Genomic DNA, 23,003 nt, shown 5'->3' on the forward strand with positions numbered 1-23,003 from the left:
CTCCACGTTTCCAGTGCTTCAGGCAGCAAGGTGTGGTTGGTGTAGGCGAATGTCTTCGAAGAAATGGCCCACGCGGCATCCCAACCCAGCTTGTATTCGTCAAGCAGGATTCGCATCAGTTCTGGGATAGCGATAGTCGGGTGCGTATCGTTAAGCTGGATAGTCTCAAGCTTAGCCAGATCTTCAATCTTGTTACCGGCACCGATGTGGCGGCGTAGAATATCGGCAATCGAACAGGCACAGTGGAAGTACTGCTGCATCAGACGCAGTGCTTTACCCTGGTCATGGTTGTCATTTGGGTACAGGACTTTGGTTACGTTACCCGCTTCTAGTGCCGCGTACTGAGCACCGACATAGTCACCATCATTGAAACGCGACAAGCTGAAAGGTGCTGGCGAACGGCATTCCCACAGACGCAGCGGGTAAACGCTCTTGTTATCGTAACCAACGATAGGCAGATCCCAGGCGACGCCTTCAACCGTCATACCTGGTACCCAGCGGCGGCACGCGTTGCCATTTTCATCTTTATAGGCTTCAACATGACCGTACAGGTTAACAGTTTGGTTCAGTTCAGGACGAACCACTTCCCAAGGGTAACCTTCAAGGCCACGCCATGCATCAGGAGCTTCTACTTGACGGCCATCAACGAAAGACTGGCGGAAAAGACCGTATTCATAGTGCAGGCCGTAACCTACAGCAGGGTATTCTTGTGCCGCTAGAGAGTCCATAAAACATGCAGCCAGACGGCCAAGACCACCATTGCCAAGGGCTGGATCACGCTCTTCTTCAAGTAGATCAGTCAGGTTATGACCCATCTCTTTCATTGCATCAGCAACCTCTTCATAAAGGCCCATGCTGATCAGGTTGTTGCCTGTCAGGCGGCCGATAAGAAACTCAAGAGACAGGTAGTTAACGCTACGCACTTTCTCTTCAGCCAGTTGCTGTTCAGTTTCTAGCAAATTACCGGTAGTGATTTCAGCCAAGGCACGGCCCATTGCCAGATACCAGCTACGTGAAGTCGCCGTTGCAGACGTGTTCGCGTAAGTCGTTGTTAGGTGCTTTTCTACAGCCGCTTTAAAAGCCGTCTTATCAAATTGCTGTGTCTGACCATTTGTAGTCATGGTTCAATCTCGCTCTAGGATTATTTCCAACTGGTGGCTATGTTGCCTTTGTTATTCTGGCAAAACATCATCCCGGTCAAGGGCGGATTAGGAGTTAGTGGAAGGGGCGTAGCTACCTAATCTTTCAATGAAATGTGATCTATAGCAAGATATTGAGGCGTAGACAGCTAGCTTTGAAGGCTGTTTCAATGGGATTCATATAAATTAAATCGAGTTAAGTATGCAACAATGAGCTTAAATTTTAGGAATGTTAAAACATAGAATGGCTGATTTCAGTATTAAAAATCTTGGACTGATAGACTAAGTGCAACACTCAATAACGACAAAACTCTCCGAAGCGAGCTTTGTCGTTAAGGTTCATTGAACAGTAATAACCTTCTCGTCAATGGTGGAACGGCATACAGGCTATCGTTAATCACAAAGATTGTGACGCCGGCCTTTAACTCACTACTCTACAGTTTCAAAGTAGAACCTGTATTCACGTACACCGTCTATCTGAACACCTTTTTCTCTCAACTCAAGGTACTGCTGAATCTTAATCGTTCTGAAATCCATAGCCTTCAGCGCAAGGATTATTCGTAGTTCATCCATTGAACGTGACTTAGCAGCAGAACTACAAGTACCGCAGATAACATGAGTCTTTGCCTTAAAACCAGTTTTATTAAGCCAGTTAAGCTCTTTCGGTTCTTTACGCTTACCACAGAAGTAACAGCGGTTGTCTTGCTTCAATGCGGCCTGTTCCCTTGAAGCTTTAGGGCTAATAGATTTGTTAGGTGGGGTAGTGTTGGTCTTTTTACTACCGCTGAACATAGAGAACTGAACGACATTAGACATTTGTATAATTCTTACTAATCAAGGTGTATTCGTTTGGTTGACAGCGTACTACTGAACATTATTAGCAGAAACTAATCGCCCCTGCGTTCTGCTTATTTTAGATAGCGATCGATAAGGTGTTGCTTGAAGTACTTAGCATTCAACCGTTCACCAGTCGCATCAATAAGCAGTTGGTCGGTCGATACCGTCGATGCCTTCTTCCAAACATGGCGGTCAAGCCAGTTAAATATTGGCGATAGGTTCCGTTCGCGGATCAGGTTTTCGACGTTCATTTCTTTGTGCATCGCTGCCATAAACTGAGCGGCGTACATGGCGCCTAAAGTATATGACGGGAAGTAACCAAAGCTGCCGTCGGTCCAGTGAATATCCTGCATACAGCCGTCGGCGTAATTACATCTTGTCGACAGCCCAAGATATTCAGTCATTTTCTTGTCCCAAAGCTCAGGGATATCGGCAACCTCAATGTTACCCTCAATCAAATCACGCTCAATTTCGTAACGCAGAATGACGTGGGCAGGATAGGTCACTTCATCGGCATCAACGCGGATATATCCAGGTTTTACGCGAGTATTAAATAGCGTTAGGTTCTTGCTGGATAGTGCAGGATCGTTCCGGCGGTCGAAAGCATCAGACGCAAGCGGAGCTAATAAGTCGATGAATGTTTCACTACGTGATAACTGCATTTCAAAAAACAAACTTTGCGACTCATGAACCCCCATTGAACGGGCCTCACCAACGGGTAGACCACGCCACTGTGCAGGTAAACCTTGCTCATAACGAGCATGCCCAGTTTCGTGGATCACACCCATCAGTGCCGAGGTGAAATCTTCCTCATCATAGCGGGTGGTAATACGTACGTCGGTTGGAACACCCCCGCAGAAAGGGTGCACGCTGACATCCAGTCGGCCGTGATTAAAGTCAAAGCCAAGCTTGGTCATAACCTCGAGGCTCAGCGCTTTTTGTTGTTCAACCGGAAACGGGCCAGCGGGAGTAAGAACGGCTTCGCTTTGCTGCTTCTCTTGAACTTGTTGTATCAAGCTTGGTAACCAGCTTTTTACATCACTAAATAGTTGATCCAGTTCTTTGGTGGTCATTCCTGGCTCATAGATATCGAGCAGGGCATCATAACGGCTTAAGCCAGTAGCCTCGGCGCGAATCTGTGCTTCCTGGCGCGAAAGCTCAACCACTTTTTCCAGGTTCTTACTGAATGCGTGCCAGTTATTATTATTACGTTGTGATCGCCAGGCATGTTCGCACTTGGAGCCCGCTAGTGATTTTTCTTCAACCAGATCGGCAGGCAGCAAGTTACTCATCTGCCAGCCGCGTTTCATTTCTTTCAGGCTTACGGCCTGCTCTTTGGTTAATGACTCAGCTTCAGCTTGCTCAAACCATTCTGACAAGTGAGGAGCTGTAGCGAGCTCATGGTGCATGACTGCGAGTTCAGCCATCGCTTCCGAGCGAGCTTCATTACCGCCAGCTGGCATCATAGCTGCCTGGTCCCAGCCACATATGGCACTTAGGTGGGAAAGCCTTGAGAGTTTCTGTTGATGTTGCTCTAGTTTTTCATAGAAAGTCATTACCAATCCTTATATTGACCATCAATTGGCAGATAAACATCTTGCCAAGTGTTGCCACCTAGCATAAAAGTTTTTATCGATTAAGACACGGGATGAGAAGAAAAAAATCAAAATTGCTGAATAAAATGTGCGACGTAGCATGATCGTTATGCCATTAGCTCATGGTAAGCGATTGATTTAGTTGATTGTAATTGAATGATATCGAATACCTGCAAGTACCAATACCGTGAACTTCTGCTTATTAGCGTCAATTTCTGCCCATTTATAATTACTGGCCTGATCTAGATTTGAGCTAGTTACTCAATCGTGTCAAATTTTGGTAAGTGTGCTGAAAACATTAGGTAAGTGTGGTATTGGTAAGTGGTCGTGACAGCGATATGTGTAACTAAATTTACAATATCGTAAGACTTCGTAAAGGTCGCAAGCAATGCTAAGGCGGTTAGTTATACTGCTTGCATCATCAAAGAGGGCTAGTTACATCATCATGCAAAAGATTTCTAAATTAAATGTTGTACTTGCAGGTGCAGCATTGTTCTCGTCCGCTACTTTTGCGGCTCCTACCGTTATTCCTGATGCGCCGACTCTTGGTGCAAAAGGCTATGTATTGATGGACTACCATACCGGCCAGGTACTGGTAGAAAAAAATGCCCATGAGCAACTTAACCCGGCCAGTTTAACCAAACTAATGACAAGTTATGTGGCCGGACAAGAAATGAAGAGCGGCAGTATCAGCAAAGATGACAAAGTGGTGATCAGCCGTAATGCCTGGGCTAGAAATTTTCCTGATTCGTCTAAGATGTTCATCGAGGTCAATACCGAAGTGAATATGATGGATTTGTATCGTGGTTTGATTATTCAATCAGGCAATGATGCAAGTGTGGCGATAGCCGAGCATGTTGCCGGTTCGGAAGGTGCGTTTGTTGGGCTAATGAATTCATGGGCAAAGAAGCTGAATATGAACAACAGCTCGTTTGCCAATCCACATGGGCTCGATAGCAATGAACTTTACTCCACACCCTATGACATTGCGTTATTAGGCCGTGCGCTGATTACCGATTTACCTGATATTTATTCGCTGTATAGCGAGCGTTCCTTTACATATAACAAGATTACGCAACGCAACAGGAATGGCTTGTTGGCGGATAAAAGTTTGAATGTTGATGGGATGAAAACCGGATATACCAGCGGAGCTGGCTATAGTTTGGCAAGTTCAGCAACCCAGGGTGACATGCGCCTTATCTCGGTAGTGATGGGGTCAAAGAGTGCGAAAAGCCGTGAAGCTGAGAGCAAGCAATTGCTTAACTATGGCTTCCGTTTCTTCGATACTGTGTCACCGCATAAGCAAGGTGATGAAGTACTGAATGAACGTATATGGATGGGTGCCAGCGATAGCATTTCCCTTGGTACCATGAAAGATTCTTATGTGACATTGTCACGTAACGATGCTAAGAAGTTGACTGCCAATGTAGCGCTAAACGATGACTTGGTTGCTCCTATTAATAAAGGCGATGTTGTTGGTAAGATTTTCTATCAAGTAGATGGGGAAGACATCTATGATGTTCCACTTATTGCTCTGGAAAGCGTGGAAGAAGGTAGCTTCTTTAGCCGGATCTTTGACTACATCAAGCTGTTCTTCATGGGGCTGTTTAAGTAACTAAGACCAATTGCTTTAACGAAAAGAAGAGCCGCCAGTGGCGGCTCTTCTTTTGTCACTTGTTTCCTGTCGTAAGGTGCTTAATAGATGCACATTATGCTTGCTATCAGCAGAGATTGACTGACATAACAGTACAGAGTGTTCCCACTTAATACAAAAATCCGTATAATCCACGCCCTATAAAGAATCCATCTAGGAAATCTACAGTCGAAATACTCGACAGTGTGAGAAGTCGCAATGAATCAGAATGATATAAGAAAAGAGACACTTGAATTCAACAAACTCCAAAAACGTCTAAGGAGAAATGTTGGAAATGCCATTATTGACTACAACATGATTGAAGAAAATGATGTTGTCATGGCATGCATCAGTGGCGGTAAAGATTCATTTGCGATGTTGGATATCCTTTTGAATCTTCAAAAAGCGGCACCAGTTAAATTTGATGTCGTTGCTGTCAATCTTGACCAAAAACAACCAGGTTTCCCTGAGCATATTTTACCTGAGTATTTTGAGACCCTGAATATTCCTTACTATATCGTCGATAAAGATACTTACTCAGTGGTTAAAGAAAAAATCCCTGAAGGCAAGACAACATGTGGCCTGTGCTCAAGGCTGCGCCGTGGTACGCTTTATTCGTTTGCTGAAAAGATTGGTGCAACGAAAATTGCGCTAGGCCACCACTTGGACGATATCGTTGAAACCATGTTCCTTAACATGTTCCACGGTTCTCGTCTGAAAGCGATGCCTCCAAAGCTACGTTCAGATGATGGGCGTAATGTTGTGATCAGACCTCTAACATACTGCCGCGAAAAAGATCTGATCAAATATGCCGAGCACAAAGACTTCCCGATCATTCCTTGTAACCTTTGCGGCTCTCAGGAAAATCTTCAGCGTCAGAGCATTAAAGCGATGCTGATCGACTGGGATAAGAAAACACCAGGCCGTGTGGAAAGTATCTTTAAGTCAATCCAGAACGTTAGCCCAAGCCAGCTGGCAGACAAAGATCTGTTTGATTTTGTAAACCTGCCACTGGACCGTGAAGGTGAAAGGGCAGAATACGCCTTTAGTGAAGCCATGGTATCTTCAACAAACATTGATGAGTCAATGTTTATTGATGTAACTAACGTATAGCCTAGAGTTAGTTAGAACAAAGGGCGGCATTGAGCCGCCCTTTGTTGATTTGGGTGCTCGCAAACTCTATCAATTAATGTTCATTCTGTGGCAAGCCATCGTTAATTTCGTAGTAATCGCCTTTCTCCGCAACAAAGATGTGTTGGCCCAGAGTTGTCTTTGTCGGAGTATCAAAAGCCCCCAAAGCAATGCCAATCCAGTTATGCTTTGTTGTATCGACGGGATCAAAAAACAGTGAAGAACCGCATTTTGAACAAAATCCGCGTCTAACTTTTTCCGATGAATGATGCCAGGAGATATATTCCGAGCCATTAATTAACAAGGAATCACGGGGAACCTCAACACTCGCAAGAAAGTGACCTGTCCATTTACGGCATTGCTTGCAATGACATGCGTCGGTTGTGGCTGTTTCAAGAGAGCTTGAAACCTCAAATTTCACGGCACGGCAAAGACACGATCCTTTGTGCATTATTAACTCCACTAGGCTATTTCTGTGAGTCTGAAGGGCACGCATCTGAATTCCAAGGCCCATACGAATCAACACCATTGTCATCTAAGTTAAATTGCATCCCTATGCCACTTTCACGCATTGTAGTATAAAAAGGATCTTTCCCATTACAAAATTCATCAAAATATCCGATGCCAGTTCCGGTTTCAAAATAAAAACGATCATCATCGTTGATAATAGTGATCAGTAATAGGGATTGGTTTTCGATAAACTCAAATTTAATATCATCGCTGTTAGACTCTTTGGCCAAATTATACATTGCATCAACTAACTTAGGAGATAACGCCTTTGGCTTATAAGTGTAGTTTTCGTTAGGTGTTGTAGCACAACCAGATAATAGTAAGCTTCCAACTACAAAGCTGGCCGCTATTATCTTTTTCCTCATGAGTTTATCCTTTTGTGATAAAATTGTTATTACTTGTTTTGAATCAGCAATAATTATGCTCAGTATATTCCTCCTAGCTTGGAGATAAAGGGGGGGGAGAATACTGCTTCTAATTAATTGATTTGATTATTGTATATCAAAAAATGTATTTAAAAATAAGATGACAGTCACTTTTTTTGGAAAGTGTATGAAATGAATTATGCTTAAACTCAATATATTGCGATCTGCACCACGTTTTGAGCTGCCAGCTATCAGAAAACCACTGAAGGAAAATGGATATTTATCAATTTTATTTCACTTTTTCTTTGAAGTGTTTCTAACTAATGTATTTTGGATATGTATTGTATATAAATAAAGGCTTATCTTATAAATTTACCTTTATTGAAAACTGATTCTCTGATAATGAGGTAACAATGAGCGTATTTTTTGACCGTCATTTAACGGAAAAGATAAATGGCAGAAGAATAATATCTATTGTCTGTGGTGGTGGTTTAACTTCAAGCATGATGGCACAACGAATGCAAAAGTTTATCGATGAGTCTGAATTGCCTTATTACGTTATGTATTCTGGCATTCCAGCATTAGAAGATTCTGACTTTTTAAATTTATATGCAGATAATATTGAGGTAGTATTCGTCTCTCCTCAGGTCCATCACAATTACCAACAAGCAAAAGAAACTATGATGCCTTTTAACATTCCTGTGTTTAAAATTGAAGGGAAAGTATTTGGCACCATGGATTATAAAAAAGTAGTCAGTGATGCGTTGGCTTGTATCAGAAGCCGCGAAGTATCTGAAACTTAATTGTGCTTAGTTATATTCGTTTTTAGTTGGCTCAAGATTGAATCGCGTTCATGATTCAAGTCGACCGCGATAACTTGTTTGGGTGAGCTTACGTCAATATCAAGCTCCACTGTCGCCAGTGTATGTGCATCACCAAGTCTGATGAGATAATTTCCATCAGGAGAACAGATTTGACTGCACCCACGGTAAATACCTGTCAAATCTTTAGTAATATCTGAGCCAACTCGATTACATGTCACGACATACATACTGTTTTCTATAGCGCGAGCCCGGGAAATTTGGAGGCTTTGTTCGCCGCCAAAGTTTGAAGGGTGCAATAAGATATCAACACCAAGTCGAGAGTATTCTCGAACAATCTCCGGAAACCAAAGATCAAAGCAAATCGCGACTCCAAAGGTAACACCTTGGTACTTAAAAGTGGTGAGTTGATTACCTCTCGAGAAATATTGCCTATCAATATTGGTTTGACTGATCTTTCTATATCTATCTATTAATCCGTTCTTATCAATAACCGCGATAGTATTGAAATATTGGCCATTATCTTCCTCGGCAATGCCAGCAACGATTACAGTATTAAATTTCTTCGCCAGACTTCGTAAGGACTCGATAGTTTGGCTACCAGCAAACTTTTCAGATAACTCATGTATCTCACTTGCTTCATTAAATATGTAACCGGTGGAGAAGAGCTCAGGCAGTAACACAAGATCACCAATCTCTTTTGCAGCAGAAAGTAAGCTGGATACACGGCTGATGTTCTCACGCTTATTCTTATAACTTACCTCTGTTTGAATGATCGATATCTTCATGTTTCCTCTAAGGTGGTGACCGTTGCGTGGCTATCAAAGATCTTTCTTAGTTAGTCAGCATAGAAAAACAGCCCCAGAAGGGGCTGCTTGGTAAGTATCAGTTCTACTACTCTGGTTGCGGACTTAACGGGCTAACATAACCTTCGGGTTTGAGAGCCAGCAAATCACAGTTAAGGCTGTCAATTGTATGCTCCGCGGTATTGCCGATAAAGACAGCTGACAGCCCGGTTCGACCTGTCGTACCGAGAATGACAAGCTCTGCATCCAGATCTTTCGCCACACTAGGTATAACATCTTCCGGCAACCCTTCAATGACGTGAGTTTGCTCTTCTGGCAGCCCATGCTTATGACGGAGTGCCTTCATGGAAGTCAAATGATGTCCTCGTACAGCATCACTGTATGAGGCAGGGTCAAACTCGGGCAGCTCAATAGTAATGTTAACTGGCGTTGCAGGGTAGGCGTTAACCAGGTTGACTTCGGCCCCAAGTATTTCTGCCATCGTTTTTGCTTCAGACACTATTGTGTCGTTCAGCTTTTCATGGGTTTCACTGTCGGCGGCCAAGTTTACGCTGGCAACGATCTTGCCATTTTCCGGCCAGCTGTGCTCTTTGACCATCAGTACAGGGCAGGGGCACTTACGCAATAAATGCCAATCGGTTGGGGTGAAAATAACCGAGCCTAGCTTGTCGTGATCATGAGTGGCCTTGATAAGAAGGTCATGGGCATTGCTGAATACTTCGGCAATAATGGCTTCATAAGGCCGGTTGTGCCACACCACGGTGATATCAATGTTAAAGCCATCATCCACATAGGGCCGTGTGATATCTTTTAGCCATTCTTCTCTTTGTACTATCACGCCTTTACGCATCGCTAGCCGTTCATCGGAAGAAAGCATAGATGTCATTTCATAAGAGAAATCATAGATAGCGAGGAATAGAGTGATTTTTACTTCTTGCGCTCTTCTGGCCAGATCGACAGCGCGAGACAACGCTGGCTGGTGATCCTGAGCCGGATCGGCAACGACGAGAATATTATTGTACTTGGTCATAATTGCCCCCTTACACAAATCGTGTTGGCATCAAAACCAGTCTCTGATCCCTGTAGTAAGGATACTATCTATTGCCCTGAATACCATTTAAAGCAAGTAGATAAATCAGATTGGCCTATTAACTGTAACGTATAGGAGGAGTAATGGGGAGTTCAGAAAGGCGATAAATATAAAAAAAGTGATACGGCTCAAGCTCGTATCACTTTCTTTGTAACGGCTAAATCACTTATGCAGCAGTATTTTTGCTCACACCGGCAAGGCGCGCCAACTCTTCGTGATCAAGAATCGTAATGTACTTTCCTTTCACACTCAGCATTTCAGACTTTTGGAATCGTCCCAACAAGCGGCTGATAGTTTCTACAGTCAGGCCTAAGTAGTTACCAATGTCACCGCGCGTCATTGTTAGACGGAATTCACGAGGTGAAAAGCCACGTTGAGAGAAACGAAGCGATAGGTTGTAAAGGAAAGCGGCAAGGCGCTCTTCTGCATTCTTCTTGGAAAGCAGCAAGATCATTTCCTGATCACCTTTAATCTCATTACTCATCAAACGCATAATTTGTTGACGAAGTTTTGGCATTTTCCCTGACAAGTCATCAAGGATCTCAAACGGAATTTCACACACCATTGATGTTTCTAGTGACTGAGCGAAACTCGGGTGCATCATTTCGTTGATAGCATCAAAACCCACAAGATCGCCTGCCAGGTGGAAGGCAGTGATCTGCTCATCACCTTGTTCTGTGATGGTGTAACTTTTGATGGTACCTGAACGAATCGCATAAAGTGATTTGAGTTCATCACCCGCTTTAAAAAGCTCTTGTCCTTTCTGGATTGGCTTTTTGCGTTCGATGATTTGATCTAGCTGATCGAGCTCAGACTCATTCAAAGTAAATGGAATACACAACTGACTAATACTGCAATCCTGGCAGTGGATTGCACATCCGCCTGACTGGATACGTTTGGTTGTAAGTTTGTCTGAAATCATAAGCCTGTCTAACCAATTTGATGTAGGTCAATATTTTAACATATTATGAAGCAATATGACGAGTATTAAAAAGCCTACAACATTTGTTTGATTGCGATATAACCAGTATGAACCCCATAGAGCAATAACAACAAGGCACTGGCACGTTTGAAATAAAGGTTTCTCAGCAGGTTCTGCAGTTGCTGGGCCATTGACCCTACTGCAATCATTGCCGGAAGCGTCCCTAAACCAAAGGCTAGCATAACGGCTGCGCCGGATAGGGCGCTGCCGGAAACAGCGGCCCAGCTTAGGGTTGAATATACAAGTCCACATGGCAGCCACCCCCATAGCAAACCGAAGGGTAGTGCCGCAACAGGCGACTTCAACGGCAGCAGGGACTTAGCCTTGGGTGATACAAAGCGCCAGAGATACTGGCCAAGGCGTTCTATTTTGGTGATGCCCTGCCACCATTGTCCGATGTAAAGCGCAAGCAAAATCATCATGATGGCAGCAAACAACCTAAGTGATACAAGCCCTGTTGAGTATCCACCGAAAGAGGCGATGCCAGCAAACGCACCACCAATGATGGCACCTGCAATGGCGTAAGAGATAAGACGACCGGTGTTGTAGCATAGTAAGTATGGCCAACGGCTTGCCTGCTGCTGCCCTGGCATACCCAAGGTAAGTGCGGCAGCTACTCCGCCGCACATCCCGAGGCAGTGGCCAGCACCCATTAAGCCGATAACAAAAGCCGCGTAAAAATCAATATTCACGACACGTTTTCACTTTCTTTTTTGTTTGCTTGAGGCTTGTTCTGCTCGGGGTCATCCTCATCAAACAAGATGTCATAGCCTTGTCGCTCAAGATCTTCAAACTGCTCACTTCTGACGGCCCAAAGAAAAATGCCTACAGCGATACAGACAAAAACGATCGCAATTGGTATTAACAAGTAAAGACTAGCCATTTTCTTTTAATAACCTTAAAGAATTAGAAACAACAATGATCGAGCTTGCCGACATACCTACAACCGCAATGTACGGAGCGACAAAACCAGCGACCGCCAATGGCAAGATAACGAGGTTGTACCCTAGCGCCCAAGCCAGGTTTTCTCGAATAATCTTTCTGGTTTTTAGTGCTAGCTCTCGAGCACGTAAAATACGTAATAGCTGATCACCTAGCAATACCATATCTGCGGAGGATTTGGCAATATCAGTACCGCCGCCCATGGCGACAGAGAGATGAGCTCCGGCCAGAACAGGGGCGTCATTAACACCATCACCAATCATTAAGGCAACGTTGTCTTTATCAAGGCTGCGAAGATACTCAAGCTTGCCTTCCGGAGTAGCTCCGGCAATTAAGTTATCAACGCTTAGCTTATCAGCCACAGTCTGAGCATTAGCTGAATGGTCGCCGGTCAACATGGTGACCTTGATACCGGATGCTTGGAACTGCTCTACAAGCTCCTTGCTGTCTTCTCGGATAGGATCATCAAGCTTGAAACCGGCAATAAGCTGGTTATTGCAAGATAGCCATACCTGAAAACGGTTGTCGCACAGCTTTAATTGCTCTGCTTTATCTGGGTGATGCTCAAGAACAAAAGCGGCCTGACCAATGCGCCATTCATCACCATTTAAAGAGCCTTTTAGGCCACAGCCGATAACATTTTCAACTTCATCAAACGCTTTGCTACTGTCGCGATATCCGCTAAAGGCTCTTGCAATCGGGTGGTTTGCAAAACGTTCCATTTCAGCAGCATAAGCCAGTGCTTCCGTTTCAGACAGATCGCCAAGTAGTTGTGTTTCGACGAGTCGGATATTGCCCTCGGTTAGCGTGCCAGTTTTGTCGATGACCAACTGGTTCACTTTACAAAGTGTCTCCAGAACATGCCCGCGTCGAAGCAGGATACCCAGCCGCCCTAGGCTAGATGTCGAGCAGGTGAGGGCAGTTGGCGTGGCCAGAGAAAGAGCACATGGGCATGTTGCCACAAGCACCGCCAAGGTGATCCACAGGGCATCTTCAGGTTTCTGCTGATGCCAGAAAAGCCAGGTGCAGGCTGAAATAATCAAAATACCTGCCACGAAATAGCGGGCAACGACGTCCGCAACTTCAGCTACTTTGGGTTTAGAAGACTGGGCTTCGTCCTGCAGGCGTACGATATTGGAAATAAGGGAGTTCTGCCGGTCTTTGGTTACACGCAGAGTGATATTTCCATCACCGTTAATGGTACCTGCGAATACGGAACTACCTGAGCTTCTTGGAACCGGCATTGGCTCGCCGGTCAGCATCGATTCATCGACAGCTGTTTCACCTCGGATAATCTCACCGTCGGCAGGCAGGCTTTCACCTGGCAGAATGGTAATTATGTCACCGACTTTTAGTGTTTTTGCAGCAACCTGAGAGCCATCTTCTAGTGTGGCCATGGTCGGGACTAACTTGAGCAGGTTGGCACTTGCAGCTGCAGCCTGCCGGCGTGCACGCATTTCAAGGAAACGCCCCAAGAGCAAGAAGAAGGTGAACATCGAGATTGACTCGAAGAACACCTCGCCTTTTTCCATAACTGTGGCATAAAGGCTGGCAACATAGGCAAAGAGCAAAGCGATAGAGACGGGAACATCCATCCCTAATGTTCGGGCGCGCAGGTTACGCCAGGCATTGAGGTAAAACGGTAAGGCAGAATACAGAAGGACAGGGGTGGCAAAAATCAGGCTAACCCAACGAAGGTAGTTTTTAAATTCTGCGTCAAGGTCTCCAAAAATCTCAAAATACAGGGCGACGGCCAACATCATCACCTGCATGGTTGCAATACCAGCAATACCGAGTCGGTACAGGTAGCTCTTCATTGTTCTATGGTATTGCTGTTCCTGGGCATCAGCCTCAAAAGGGGCAGCTTTATAACCAAGCTGATGGATCACAGAAAGAAGGTGGCTAAGTTTGGCTTGGGTTGGATCCCAGGTAAGTAAAGCCCTGTGAGTTGTGGTGTTCACGCGGATGGAGATAACGCCGGGTTCTCGTTTTAATTGCTTTTCTATCAACCATGCACATGCTGCACAGGATACGCCATCGAGAGAGAGGGAAACTTCTTTGCTGTCATCAAACTCGCGAACAAACTCTTGTTGAATTTCTTCATGATCATAGAGCAATAGAGATTGGAGTTGCTGAGGAACTAAATCAGCTTTCTCGGCTGGTGCTGTACGGAATTCGTAATAGGAGGTAAGGCCGCTCTCAACGATAGTTTGCGCGACCGCTTCACAACCCGGGCAACACATGTCACGCGTTTCGCCCAGTATTTCAACTTGATGCTGGCAATCCTGTGGAACAGGATCGCCGCAATGGTAACAGTCTTTTGTCATTCCTTATCCTGCCCGTACAACGAAATCGGGTCGGATGTCGGTAGGTTAACGCGTCCTTGCAACATCCAGTCGCCATCAAATGGCTCTACTTCAACAAACCATGGGCCTTCAAGCTGCTCAGGAGAGTTGAAACGATAAGCGCCACTTAAATCGGCACTGACCATTTGCGTAAAGTCTTTATTGGCTAGGGTACGATGCGTAAAAGTGACACGCAAGTTAGGGTTAGTCTTGAGATCACCTTTATCAAAATTAACCACAATATCGGTATCTGCAACACTGACTGATGCTTTCAAATTCAGCGCATCAGCAACGCGGAGACGAGAAAGGTCTAAATTAATCGCTTTGCCTTTCTTATAATAATCTTCTGCAACAAGGTCGACTTGATTCTGAGAGAATATGTAAACAGCTGTCAGGCTGTACATTATTGAGATTGCAGGAATGGCGAAAACGAACCAAGGCCAAAACTGCTTATACCATGGTTTACGCATAATGATTACCTTTGAAGCTTTGATGGAAAGAGCCCCTGAAATTAACAGGGGCTTGGTCTTATGTCTCAGTTTTTATTACTAATTTTTCAATCAATATGTAACCGAGTATTAACCATGTTGTTACTTGTCGGTGTCGTTACCCAAACCCCAGACATAGGCAGAAATTAGCTGAACTTTATCTTCACCTAGAATATCTTTCCATGCTGGCATTACACCCAGACGACCGTGAGTAATAGTGGCTTCAACCGCACGGCGAGAGCCGCCGTATAGCCATGTATTGTCTGTTAGGTCAGGTGCACCAAATGCAGGGTTACCTTTACCGTCAGTGCCGTGACAAGCTGCACACACAACGAAGCGTTGCTTACCGGCAGCGGCTTCTTTGGCGTTGACTTTACGTCCTGACATACCAAGTACATAGGTAGTGACTTCTTTGACTCCATCTTTACCTAGAGAGTCAATCCAAGCTGGCATAACACCTTGGCGACCTTCCATGATGGTTGCCTTGATAGTTTCTGCTTCACCGCCGTACAGCCAAGCGTTATCGGTTAGGTTAGGGTAACCTAGCTGACCACGCGCATCCGAACCATGGCACTGGGCACAGTTTTGAATGAACAGACGCTGGCCCACTTTGATCGCTTCAGAATCAGCTGCGATTTCAGTGATAGGGCGAAGATTATTACCAGACTCATCATAAGCCAATGTTTTAAAGGTTTCGCCAAACTTAGCTTGCGCTTCGTCTAGTTCTCGAGCGTACTCGTCCAAACGTTTCTCTTTCTGAGCATTAGCAATCGCTAGTTTCGATTCTTCAACAGAACGAACTGTTTGGTTTGAGCTCTGCCACCCCAAGAAACCTTTATAGTTACCTAGACCTGGGTATAGGAATAAGTAAAAAAGGCCAAAGATGATGGTGCCCCAAAACATGTAGGACCACCATTTAGGCAGCGGGTTATTGATCTCACGAATACCATCGTATTCGTGACCCATATCCTCACCTTCCTCGACACCCATCTTGTCTTTGCTGCACCAGACGAGCATAGCAGCAATACCAGCAATAGTGCCGAGCGTGATGATTGTAATCCATAGACTCCAAAATGTAGTCATGCTTCCGAGCTCCTGTCTTTCTCACGCGTTGCCAAATCTTGCTCTTCATCAGCAAATACAAGGTTGGCAGCTTCATCGAAACGCGATTTTTGGCGTTTACTGTAAGCCCAAAGGACGATACCAATAAAGCTTGCGAACAGGATCACTGTCCAAATGCTATGAATGGTTCCAATATCCATTGTGCCTCCTTATTTCATTGCGTGACCAAGCGACTGAAGGTAAGCAATGATTGCATCCATTTCAGTCTTGCCTTTCACTTCCTCACCAGCATTCGCAACTTGCTCATCGGTGTAAGGAACACCAAAAACGTCACGGAAAACAGCTAGTTTGTCGGAGGTCAACTTGCCATCAAGCACGTTTTCTTCCAACCAAGGGAAACCAGGCATATTTGACTCAGGAACTACGGCACGTGGATCGCGAAGGTGGACACGGTGCCAGTCGTCAGAATAACGATCACCAACACGCGCCAGATCAGGACCAGTACGCTTTGAACCCCATAGGAAAGGGTGTTCCCACACACTTTCACCCGCAACAGAGTAGTGTCCGTAACGCTCAGTTTCAGAACGGAATGGACGAACCATCTGGCTGTGACAAACATTACAGCCTTCGCGAATGTAAATATCACGACCTTCCATTTCTAGCGCCGTGTAAGGGCGTAGGTTTTCTACTGGTTCAGTAGTTTGGTCTTGATATAAAAGCGGCGTAATTTCTACCAGTGCACCGAAGCTTATAGCAATGACGATAAGTATCGCTAGAAGGCCGACATTTTTTTCTACAATTTCATGACGATTATTAGCCATTGTCGGAACTCCTTATGCTGGTTGCTCAGTTGCTTTTAGGCTTTCTTTTGGTGCAACAATTGTCTTATATGCGTTGTATGCCATTAGGAACATACCAGCAAGGAAGATTGCACCGCCCAGGAAGCGAACAAAGTAGAATGGATAAGAAGCCTGTAGAGACTCTACGAAGCTATAGGTCAATGTACCGTCAGTGTTAACCGCACGCCACATCAGACCCTGCATCACACCTGAAATCCACATTGCTACGATGTAAAGAACCGTACCAATCGTTGCCAGCCAGAAGTGAACGTTGATCAACTTGATAGAGAACATACGTTCCTGACCGAATAGCTTAGGAATTAGGTGATAAACGGCACCGATAGAAACCATTGCAACCCAACCTAACGCACCAGAGTGAACGTGACCGATTGTCCAGTCAGTATAGTGAGAAAGGGCGTTTACGGTCTTAATTGACATCATTGGACCTTCGAAGGTAGACATACCGTAGAAAGACAATGAAACAACCAGGAATCGTAGGATTGGATCGTAACGAAGTTTGTGCCATGCACCCGACAGCGTCATGATACCGTTGATCATACCACCCCAAGAAGGAGCAAACAGGATCAGAGACATCACCATACCAAGAGACTGAGTCCAGTCAGGTAAGGCTGTATAGTGCAAGTGGTGAGGGCCAGCCCAGATATACAGAGATACCAGTGCCCAGAAGTGTACGATAGACAGACGGTAGGAGAATACCGGACGGCCTGCTTGCTTAGGTACGAAGTAGTACATCATACCCAGGAAACCGGCTGTCAGTAGGAAACCTACTGCGTTGTGTCCATACCACCATTGAATCATCGCATCCACAGCACCGGAATAAATCGAATACGATTTAGTCATCGATACAGGGATAGCCATGCTGTTCACAATGTGAAGGACAGCTACCGTTAAGATGAAGGCACCAAAGAACCAGTTCGCAACATAAATGTGCGACGTGTTTCGTTTGATCATGGTACCGAAAAAGACAATGGCATAGGATACCCAAACAACTGCAATCGCGATATCAATCGGCCATTCCAGTTCTGCGTATTCTTTACCAGATGTCCATCCCATTGGCAGCGAAATAGCTGCTGCAAGGATGATGGCTTGCCAACCCCAGAAGGTGAACGATGCTAACTTTCCACCGAATAGCCTTGTTTGACATGTGCGCTGTACTACGTAATAAGACGTAGCAAATAGTGCACTAGTACCAAATGCGAAAATCACTGCATTGGTATGCAGTGGACGCAAGCGGCTGTATGTCAACCAAGGTAGGTCGAAGTTTAGCGCCGGCCACACCAGTTGAGCGGCAATCAATACACCAACGCCCATTCCGACAATTCCCCATAGTATGGTGACCAGGGTGAATTGACGAACGACCGTATAGTTGTAGTTTTGTTCAAGCTGCTTTACTTGGCTCATGTTGCATGCTTCCAATTTGAATTGTTCAACTACACTCTCTTTCCTTGTGCGAACAACAAGTTGTCGCAATGCCACCCAAAGCTTACTTAACTGCCATGTTGTTTTTTTAAACAACTCAGCATTTAAATTGCTATTTTGTTGTAAAAGTGGCATTTTCACTGCACATAATACTTTACTTAACAAGTGATTGACAGAGTTAAGCCCACACAATGTTTACGGTTAAGCAACATTTATGTGAAAAGTTTGAACTCTGTAACACGGGAAGCACGGTAAATCATGGCTGCGGAGAAGTTAACAAAGGCAAGATTAATCCAGATTTTAATCTTGATGGCAGTATTAATAACGGCATTTGTATGGAGAACAGTCACCTATGAAGAAAACACATCCATAGATGATAGTGCTACCAACTGCCGGATCACAGCAGAATATTGTGCTGTTGATGGTTCAAATAAAAAGCTCGGGTTATCAGTTAACCCATATCCTGTAGTCGCTAATTCGGAAGTCACTCTACGAATTAGTAACACAAATGTAAAACCAGTTGCTAAAATAGAAGGTGTCGATATGTTTATGGGGACCATTCCTGTCATATTTGAGCAACAAACCGATCACTGGGTAGGCACATTTACTGTACCTGAGTGTGTTCATGACACAATGGAGTGGGCTATAACGGTGCAGCAGGGAAGTGAGATTATAATTGCAAAGTTTACTGTACAAAAGTGACTGTTAATTAGTCACTTTTTATTGGAAACTGATCGTTTTATAGGCTTGATGGCTCAAGCCTATCTTTTCATGTTTATTCAGCATATATCATCTTTTTTGTGATCCCGCCATCAACAGTAAAATTCTGACCACTGATAAAGCCTGCATTAGTACTTAATAGGTATTTTACCATAGACGCAACATCTGCAGAGTGTCCGACGCGACCAGTAAGATGCTGACTGTGATCGATATCTCGTAGCTCTTCATTACTTGTATCAATCCAACCAGGTGAAACGCAGTTCACTCTGACATCAGGCCCAAGGCTAACAGCAAGCGCATGGGACAGGCTCACCAGTCCACCTTTAGATGCACTATACGCTTCTGTATTGGGCTCGGACTGTTCTGCACGGGTTGAGCTGATATTAACAATAGCACCTTTAGATGCCTTAAGCAGAGGCAGGCATAATTTTGTCACTAGCATAGGCGCGGTTAGGTTAACAGCTATAATTCGCTCCCAATCATGCATTTCCAGGGATTCGACAGGTGCGTTATAGGGGTTAGCAATAGCAGCATTGTTAACCAGACCATCAAGCCTGCCAAACTGTGACTGAATCTCCTCTACAACAGCAGCAACTTCGTTCTCGCGGGTAACATTCGCTTGGCGGAAACGGATCATCGGGTTATGTGCAACCAGCTCAAAACCGGCTTCCTCGTCAATATCTACTGCAACAACGATAATCTCTTTGCTGGCCAGCATTTCACAAATGCCCCGACCAATGCCCTTGGCACCGCCTGTTACCATAACGACTTTGCTAGTCATGCGTCCCTTCATCATCCCAAATTAAGTAATTGTATAGTTTAGCGGTCATTAGCAGTCTGACTTTAGCCACAAAACCATAAAAATGGTATCAGTTTGCTGATTACAAAAGCAAAAATGTCTATGATGAGAGCAACTCATAACAATAAATATGAAAATATGGATATAGCCACAAGTTTTTCTGCTTTCCATGCTTCAGAGCATGCTGTTTCGGATGCAATTCGCAAACTAAAAAGTAAAATCATCAACCCCAAGCTGATTCTTGCTTATTTTTCCGAACACTATGATGAGCAGCTTATCCAGCAAGTGTTGGCGGCTGAATTTCCGAATTCTCAGATACTTGGATGCTCCTCGTGTCAGGGCGTAATGACAGACGAAGGGTATAATCGCGGTGAAGGCATTGCTTTGTGGGCGATGTGTGATTATGAAGGTGCATTCGGGAGTGCGATCGTATCAACAAATCAAAGTCCGTATGACATGGCGCGACAGGCGCTTTTACGTGCGATTGAGAACAGCGATCGCCCTGGAGAACTTCCGGCATTAATTTTGCTTCACTCTAGCCCAGGACATGAAGAAGAAGTTATACAAGGCATAGAGGATGAGCTGGGTATCCCTGTGCCCATTATTGGCGGGAGTGCGGCGGACGATCATGTGAGAGGGAACTGGAAACTGTTCACTCACGAACAACAGTGCAAAGAAGGGGTTGGACTCTGTGTGTTTTATCCTTCTTGCAACATTAGTTACTCATTCCATTCCGGTTATGCCAGTTTAGGAACGAGTGCGATTGCAACGCGCACAGAGGGGCGAGAATTAATCGAGCTTAATCACAGACCTGCTATAGAGATTTACCAGGAATGGATCGGTCAACCACTCTCAGGTGAAAATAGCATAGTTTCGAGAAGCTGTTTAAACCCACTAGGAAGAATTGCCGGCAAAGTACACGGCTTACCGTACTTCAAGCTGTCACATCCGTTAAAAGTGACACAAAGAGGCGGAATCGAACTGTTTGCAAGCGTTGAAGAAGGTGAAGAGCTGTTCTTTATGGAGGGTACAGAAGAGCGGCTTATCACACGGGCGGGCAGGGTAATCGACTCAGCATTTGACATCGGTAGTGCGAGTCAGGAATTAGACCCGATTGGTGGAATTACCATTTATTGTGCGGGTTGTATGTTACAGGTACAAGACAGGATGGAAGAAGTGGCACAGTACGTGAATAAAGCAATGCATCATACGCCATTTGTCTGTCCCTTTACGTTTGGTGAACAGGGACAGTTTGTCGGTGGTGAAAATGCGCACGGTAACCTCATGATATCCGCAGTTTTATTTCATAGGGACTAGTTAATGCCAGGCATTGAATCAGAAAAACTTCAAGAGACATTGCTTGATCTGTTGCGAAGTCAGGAACGCGAAAAACAGCTTCGGGATGAAAATGCCGCTATTCTAGCAGGTATGTCAGCGATGGCTGGTGCCAACAGCAAGAGACAAGTTTTCAATGGCTTATTGTCGGTATTACGAAAGTACATTGGCTTTGAACATGCGTTGGTCTTAACGAGAGAAGATGAGAATGCACCATTGCAGGAACTTGTTACAACGTGTCGTTTTTTCGAGTCAAGTACCTGGCCAGTAGGCAATACGTTTGTTCGCTCAATGAATGGTGAGAGTATTGCGCTGTTCTCACCAAGCCAGGTATCAGAGTTTCAGGGGCTACCGCATGAGATGTTTCAGTATTGCCACTCTGTGTTGCTAACAGGGGTTAAAGTCAGTTCAGGCGATGCGGTATTATTATTCCTCCATTCCGAGCGCGGACAGTTTTCGCCCCAATGCCGACGGGTACTAGATCGATTCAGACCATTACTTGAACGGGCTATTATCGATATTGATTACCGTGAGAGGCTACAATCGTTAGTAACGGCACGAACTCAGGAGCTTATTCACAGCCAGCAGCGGTTTAAAGATTTTGCCAAAACGGTTGGTGATTGGTTTTGGGAAGTCGATACCGATTTACGGTTTACCTATATATCGTCACCGAATCTTGCCAACCATGTTGTTGATAATGACAGTATCCTCGATATTTTTGACGAGCAAGAGGCGTTAAAGAAAAAACTAAAAATAAAGTTTGGGATGAAAGAACCCTTTGAAGATCTCGAGTGGCAGTTGCCGGAGAGTGAAGGGGGGTTATGGATTAGTTTTAGCGGAACACCATACTTCTCAAAGCAAGGAAAGTTATTAGGCTACAGGGGAACGGCAAAAGATATTACCAACCGCAAAAAACGGCTTTTTGAACTTCAGGAAGCCAGAAAACAAGCGGAGTCAGCGAATAAAGCCAAGTCGCAATTCTTAGCAATGATGAGCCATGAGATAAGAACTCCATTAAATGCAGTTTTAGGTTTTATGGATACGTTGGCGGAGTCCGGGTTGAGCAAAGAGCAGGCTCGCTGGGTTAACCAAATGGATCAATCAGCCCAGCTATTGTTAACGATCATCAATGATATTCTTGATCTCTCGAGAATCGAGTCGGGTAACTTTGAGCTTTATAATACAGAGATGCAATTGGATGAGAGTATTAACCTCGTCGCAAGCCAACTGCATGAGCAAGCGGTTAAAAAGAATATAGCCCTGAGTGTAAATATATCGCCATCGGTTCCCAAGAAGATGGTCGGTGATAAAAACCGGATATCTCAGGTAATGTTTAATCTGATAGGAAATGCGATTAAGTTCACCAACCAAGGTTCTGTCTCTATTGATGTTAAGCGAGACAACCAATATGTATCGATAGCAGTGACAGATACTGGTATTGGTATTTCACAAGAAGCTCAAAGAAACTTATTTAATCCGTTTATTCAAGCCGATGGCAGCATTACAAGGCGGTATGGCGGCACGGGGCTTGGTTTGGCAATCAGCCAGCATTTGATTGATAAAATGAACGGAAAGATAACGTTAGAAAGCACACTACACAAAGGCAGTTGTTTTACTGTCTATATACCGATAACGCAGGCGCTTGACGAATCACAGCTTTATGAGCCTGTTATAGAAAACAGCCTTGATCATTCGCTAAGTATACTGTTAGCTGAAGACAGTAACACAAACCAATTAGTTGCTAAGCTAATGCTGGAAAAACGAGGCCATCAAGTGGTGATTGCCAATAACGGTAAAGAAGCGCTCGATATACTTGAGAATAACCAGCATCAGTTTGACATTGTGCTAATGGATATTTCGATGCCAGTGCTGGATGGGCTGCAGGCAACCAAACAGTTACGACAGAAAAATATAAACATACCGATTATTGCATTAACGGCTAATGCAATGCATTCAGATCAAATCGAATACAGAAAAGCCGGTATGGATGGATTCTTGGCGAAGCCGATTCTAACGCCAGAACTAAATGCAATGCTCAACAAATACCAGGCGTTAGCCACAACTGAGTAGATTGAAAAGACGCTAGGCTTATAAACACGCTTAGCGTCATCATTAGTTTGCTCG

The 23,003-nt window shown here is 44.6% G+C and carries 23 protein-coding genes; 6 read left to right on the plus strand and 17 right to left on the minus strand.

The genetic code is table 11. The annotated features are described in order from the left end of the window. The 3 genes from L4D19_RS22235 to L4D19_RS22245 all read right to left on the minus strand — a co-directional run. On the minus strand, positions 1 to 1,121 hold a 1,121-nt coding region (locus L4D19_RS22235; RefSeq protein WP_428454295.1), incomplete at its 3' end, for a glycogen/starch/alpha-glucan phosphorylase. Positions 1,122 to 1,568: 447 nt separating this feature from the next. Then, a complete protein-coding gene (locus tag L4D19_RS22240; RefSeq protein ID WP_428454296.1) occupies positions 1,569 to 1,955 on the minus strand; it encodes a hypothetical protein in 387 nt (128 codons plus the stop codon). Positions 1,956 to 2,047: 92 nt separating this feature from the next. Then, positions 2,048 to 3,532, minus strand: a complete 1,485-nt coding sequence (locus tag L4D19_RS22245) for a carboxypeptidase M32 (RefSeq protein ID WP_428454297.1) — start codon at positions 3,530 to 3,532, stop codon at positions 2,048 to 2,050. A 484-nt stretch (positions 3,533 to 4,016) separates the two neighbouring features. On the opposite strand from L4D19_RS22245, the gene L4D19_RS22250 reads away from it, so the two are divergent. Both L4D19_RS22250 and ttcA read left to right on the plus strand, forming a co-directional pair. Then, complete coding sequence (locus tag L4D19_RS22250; protein ID WP_428454298.1) at positions 4,017 to 5,186, plus strand: serine hydrolase; 1,170 nt, start codon at positions 4,017 to 4,019, stop codon at positions 5,184 to 5,186. A gap of 237 nt (positions 5,187 to 5,423) precedes the next feature. After that, positions 5,424 to 6,317: a tRNA 2-thiocytidine(32) synthetase TtcA gene (gene ttcA, locus L4D19_RS22255; RefSeq protein ID WP_075768035.1), complete on the plus strand. Its 894-nt coding sequence runs from the start codon at positions 5,424 to 5,426 to the stop codon at positions 6,315 to 6,317. A gap of 73 nt (positions 6,318 to 6,390) precedes the next feature. On the opposite strand, the gene L4D19_RS22260 is transcribed toward ttcA, so the two are convergent. Together L4D19_RS22260 and L4D19_RS22265 are read right to left on the minus strand one after the other, a co-directional pair. Next, a complete protein-coding gene (locus L4D19_RS22260; protein WP_428454299.1) occupies positions 6,391 to 6,786 on the minus strand; it encodes a GFA family protein in 396 nt (131 codons plus the stop codon). Positions 6,787 to 6,802: 16 nt separating this feature from the next. Continuing rightward, positions 6,803 to 7,210 (minus strand): hypothetical protein, encoded by a 408-nt coding sequence (locus L4D19_RS22265; protein WP_428454300.1) that lies wholly within the window; start codon positions 7,208 to 7,210, stop codon positions 6,803 to 6,805. 413 nt (positions 7,211 to 7,623) lie between these two features. Here L4D19_RS22265 and L4D19_RS22270 point away from each other — a divergent pair, with 413 nt between their 5' ends. Then, on the plus strand, positions 7,624 to 8,013 hold the full coding sequence (locus L4D19_RS22270) for a PTS sugar transporter subunit IIB (protein WP_428454301.1): 390 nt from the start codon (positions 7,624 to 7,626) through the stop codon (positions 8,011 to 8,013). Here the strand turns inward: L4D19_RS22270 and L4D19_RS22275 are convergent. The 11 genes from L4D19_RS22275 to ccoN form a co-directional block, all read right to left on the minus strand. Beyond that, positions 8,010 to 8,819: a carbon-nitrogen hydrolase family protein gene (locus L4D19_RS22275; RefSeq protein ID WP_075768030.1), complete on the minus strand. Its 810-nt coding sequence runs from the start codon at positions 8,817 to 8,819 to the stop codon at positions 8,010 to 8,012. The two genes, L4D19_RS22270 and L4D19_RS22275, sit on opposite strands and share 4 nt — an antisense overlap. A 106-nt stretch (positions 8,820 to 8,925) precedes the next feature. After that, entirely contained in the window at positions 8,926 to 9,867 is a 942-nt protein-coding gene (uspE, locus tag L4D19_RS22280) for a universal stress protein UspE (protein WP_428454302.1), read from the minus strand. A 226-nt stretch (positions 9,868 to 10,093) separates the two neighbouring features. Beyond that, complete coding sequence (fnr, locus tag L4D19_RS22285) at positions 10,094 to 10,849, minus strand: fumarate/nitrate reduction transcriptional regulator Fnr (protein WP_075768028.1); 756 nt, start codon at positions 10,847 to 10,849, stop codon at positions 10,094 to 10,096. Positions 10,850 to 10,923: 74 nt separating this feature from the next. Further along, positions 10,924 to 11,601, minus strand: a complete 678-nt coding sequence (locus L4D19_RS22290; protein ID WP_428454303.1) for a sulfite exporter TauE/SafE family protein — start codon at positions 11,599 to 11,601, stop codon at positions 10,924 to 10,926. Then, positions 11,598 to 11,792 (minus strand): cbb3-type cytochrome oxidase assembly protein CcoS, encoded by a 195-nt coding sequence (gene ccoS / locus L4D19_RS22295; protein WP_428454304.1) that lies wholly within the window; start codon positions 11,790 to 11,792, stop codon positions 11,598 to 11,600. Before ccoS ends, L4D19_RS22290 begins: the two co-directional genes overlap by 4 nt. Continuing rightward, positions 11,785 to 14,178: a heavy metal translocating P-type ATPase gene (locus L4D19_RS22300; RefSeq protein ID WP_428454305.1), complete on the minus strand. Its 2,394-nt coding sequence runs from the start codon at positions 14,176 to 14,178 to the stop codon at positions 11,785 to 11,787. Before L4D19_RS22300 ends, ccoS begins: the two co-directional genes overlap by 8 nt. After that, positions 14,175 to 14,666: a FixH family protein gene (locus L4D19_RS22305; protein WP_428454306.1), complete on the minus strand. Its 492-nt coding sequence runs from the start codon at positions 14,664 to 14,666 to the stop codon at positions 14,175 to 14,177. Before L4D19_RS22305 ends, L4D19_RS22300 begins: the two co-directional genes overlap by 4 nt. A 120-nt stretch (positions 14,667 to 14,786) precedes the next feature. Then, positions 14,787 to 15,767: a cytochrome-c oxidase, cbb3-type subunit III gene (gene ccoP / locus L4D19_RS22310; protein WP_428454307.1), complete on the minus strand. Its 981-nt coding sequence runs from the start codon at positions 15,765 to 15,767 to the stop codon at positions 14,787 to 14,789. After that, positions 15,764 to 15,946: a cbb3-type cytochrome oxidase subunit 3 gene (locus tag L4D19_RS22315; protein WP_428454308.1), complete on the minus strand. Its 183-nt coding sequence runs from the start codon at positions 15,944 to 15,946 to the stop codon at positions 15,764 to 15,766. Before L4D19_RS22315 ends, ccoP begins: the two co-directional genes overlap by 4 nt. Before the next feature lie 9 nt (positions 15,947 to 15,955). After that, a complete protein-coding gene (gene ccoO / locus L4D19_RS22320; protein WP_428454309.1) occupies positions 15,956 to 16,567 on the minus strand; it encodes a cytochrome-c oxidase, cbb3-type subunit II in 612 nt (203 codons plus the stop codon). Positions 16,568 to 16,579: 12 nt separating this feature from the next. Further along, entirely contained in the window at positions 16,580 to 18,007 is a 1,428-nt protein-coding gene (gene ccoN, locus L4D19_RS22325; protein WP_075768020.1) for a cytochrome-c oxidase, cbb3-type subunit I, read from the minus strand. A 276-nt stretch (positions 18,008 to 18,283) separates the two neighbouring features. Between ccoN and L4D19_RS22330 the strand changes: the two genes are divergently transcribed. Next, a complete protein-coding gene (locus L4D19_RS22330; protein ID WP_428454310.1) occupies positions 18,284 to 18,727 on the plus strand; it encodes a hypothetical protein in 444 nt (147 codons plus the stop codon). Positions 18,728 to 18,800: 73 nt separating this feature from the next. On the opposite strand, the gene L4D19_RS22335 is transcribed toward L4D19_RS22330, so the two are convergent. Continuing rightward, positions 18,801 to 19,526 carry an SDR family oxidoreductase gene (locus L4D19_RS22335; protein ID WP_428454311.1) on the minus strand — a complete coding sequence of 242 codons (726 nt, stop codon included), beginning with the start codon at positions 19,524 to 19,526 and terminating at the stop codon, positions 18,801 to 18,803. Positions 19,527 to 19,682: 156 nt separating this feature from the next. On the opposite strand from L4D19_RS22335, the gene L4D19_RS22340 reads away from it, so the two are divergent. Then, the gene (locus L4D19_RS22340; RefSeq protein WP_428454389.1) at positions 19,683 to 20,861 is read left to right on the plus strand and encodes an FIST signal transduction protein; all 1,179 of its coding nucleotides are present in this window, start codon (positions 19,683 to 19,685) and stop codon (positions 20,859 to 20,861) included. 3 nt (positions 20,862 to 20,864) lie between these two features. Beyond that, positions 20,865 to 22,949: an ATP-binding protein gene (locus L4D19_RS22345; protein ID WP_428454312.1), complete on the plus strand. Its 2,085-nt coding sequence runs from the start codon at positions 20,865 to 20,867 to the stop codon at positions 22,947 to 22,949. Positions 22,950 to 23,003 lie beyond the last annotated feature (54 nt).

The sequence above is a fragment of the Photobacterium kasasachensis genome (genome assembly GCF_050336885.1).
Lineage (GTDB): Bacteria > Pseudomonadota > Gammaproteobacteria > Enterobacterales > Vibrionaceae > Photobacterium > Photobacterium kasasachensis.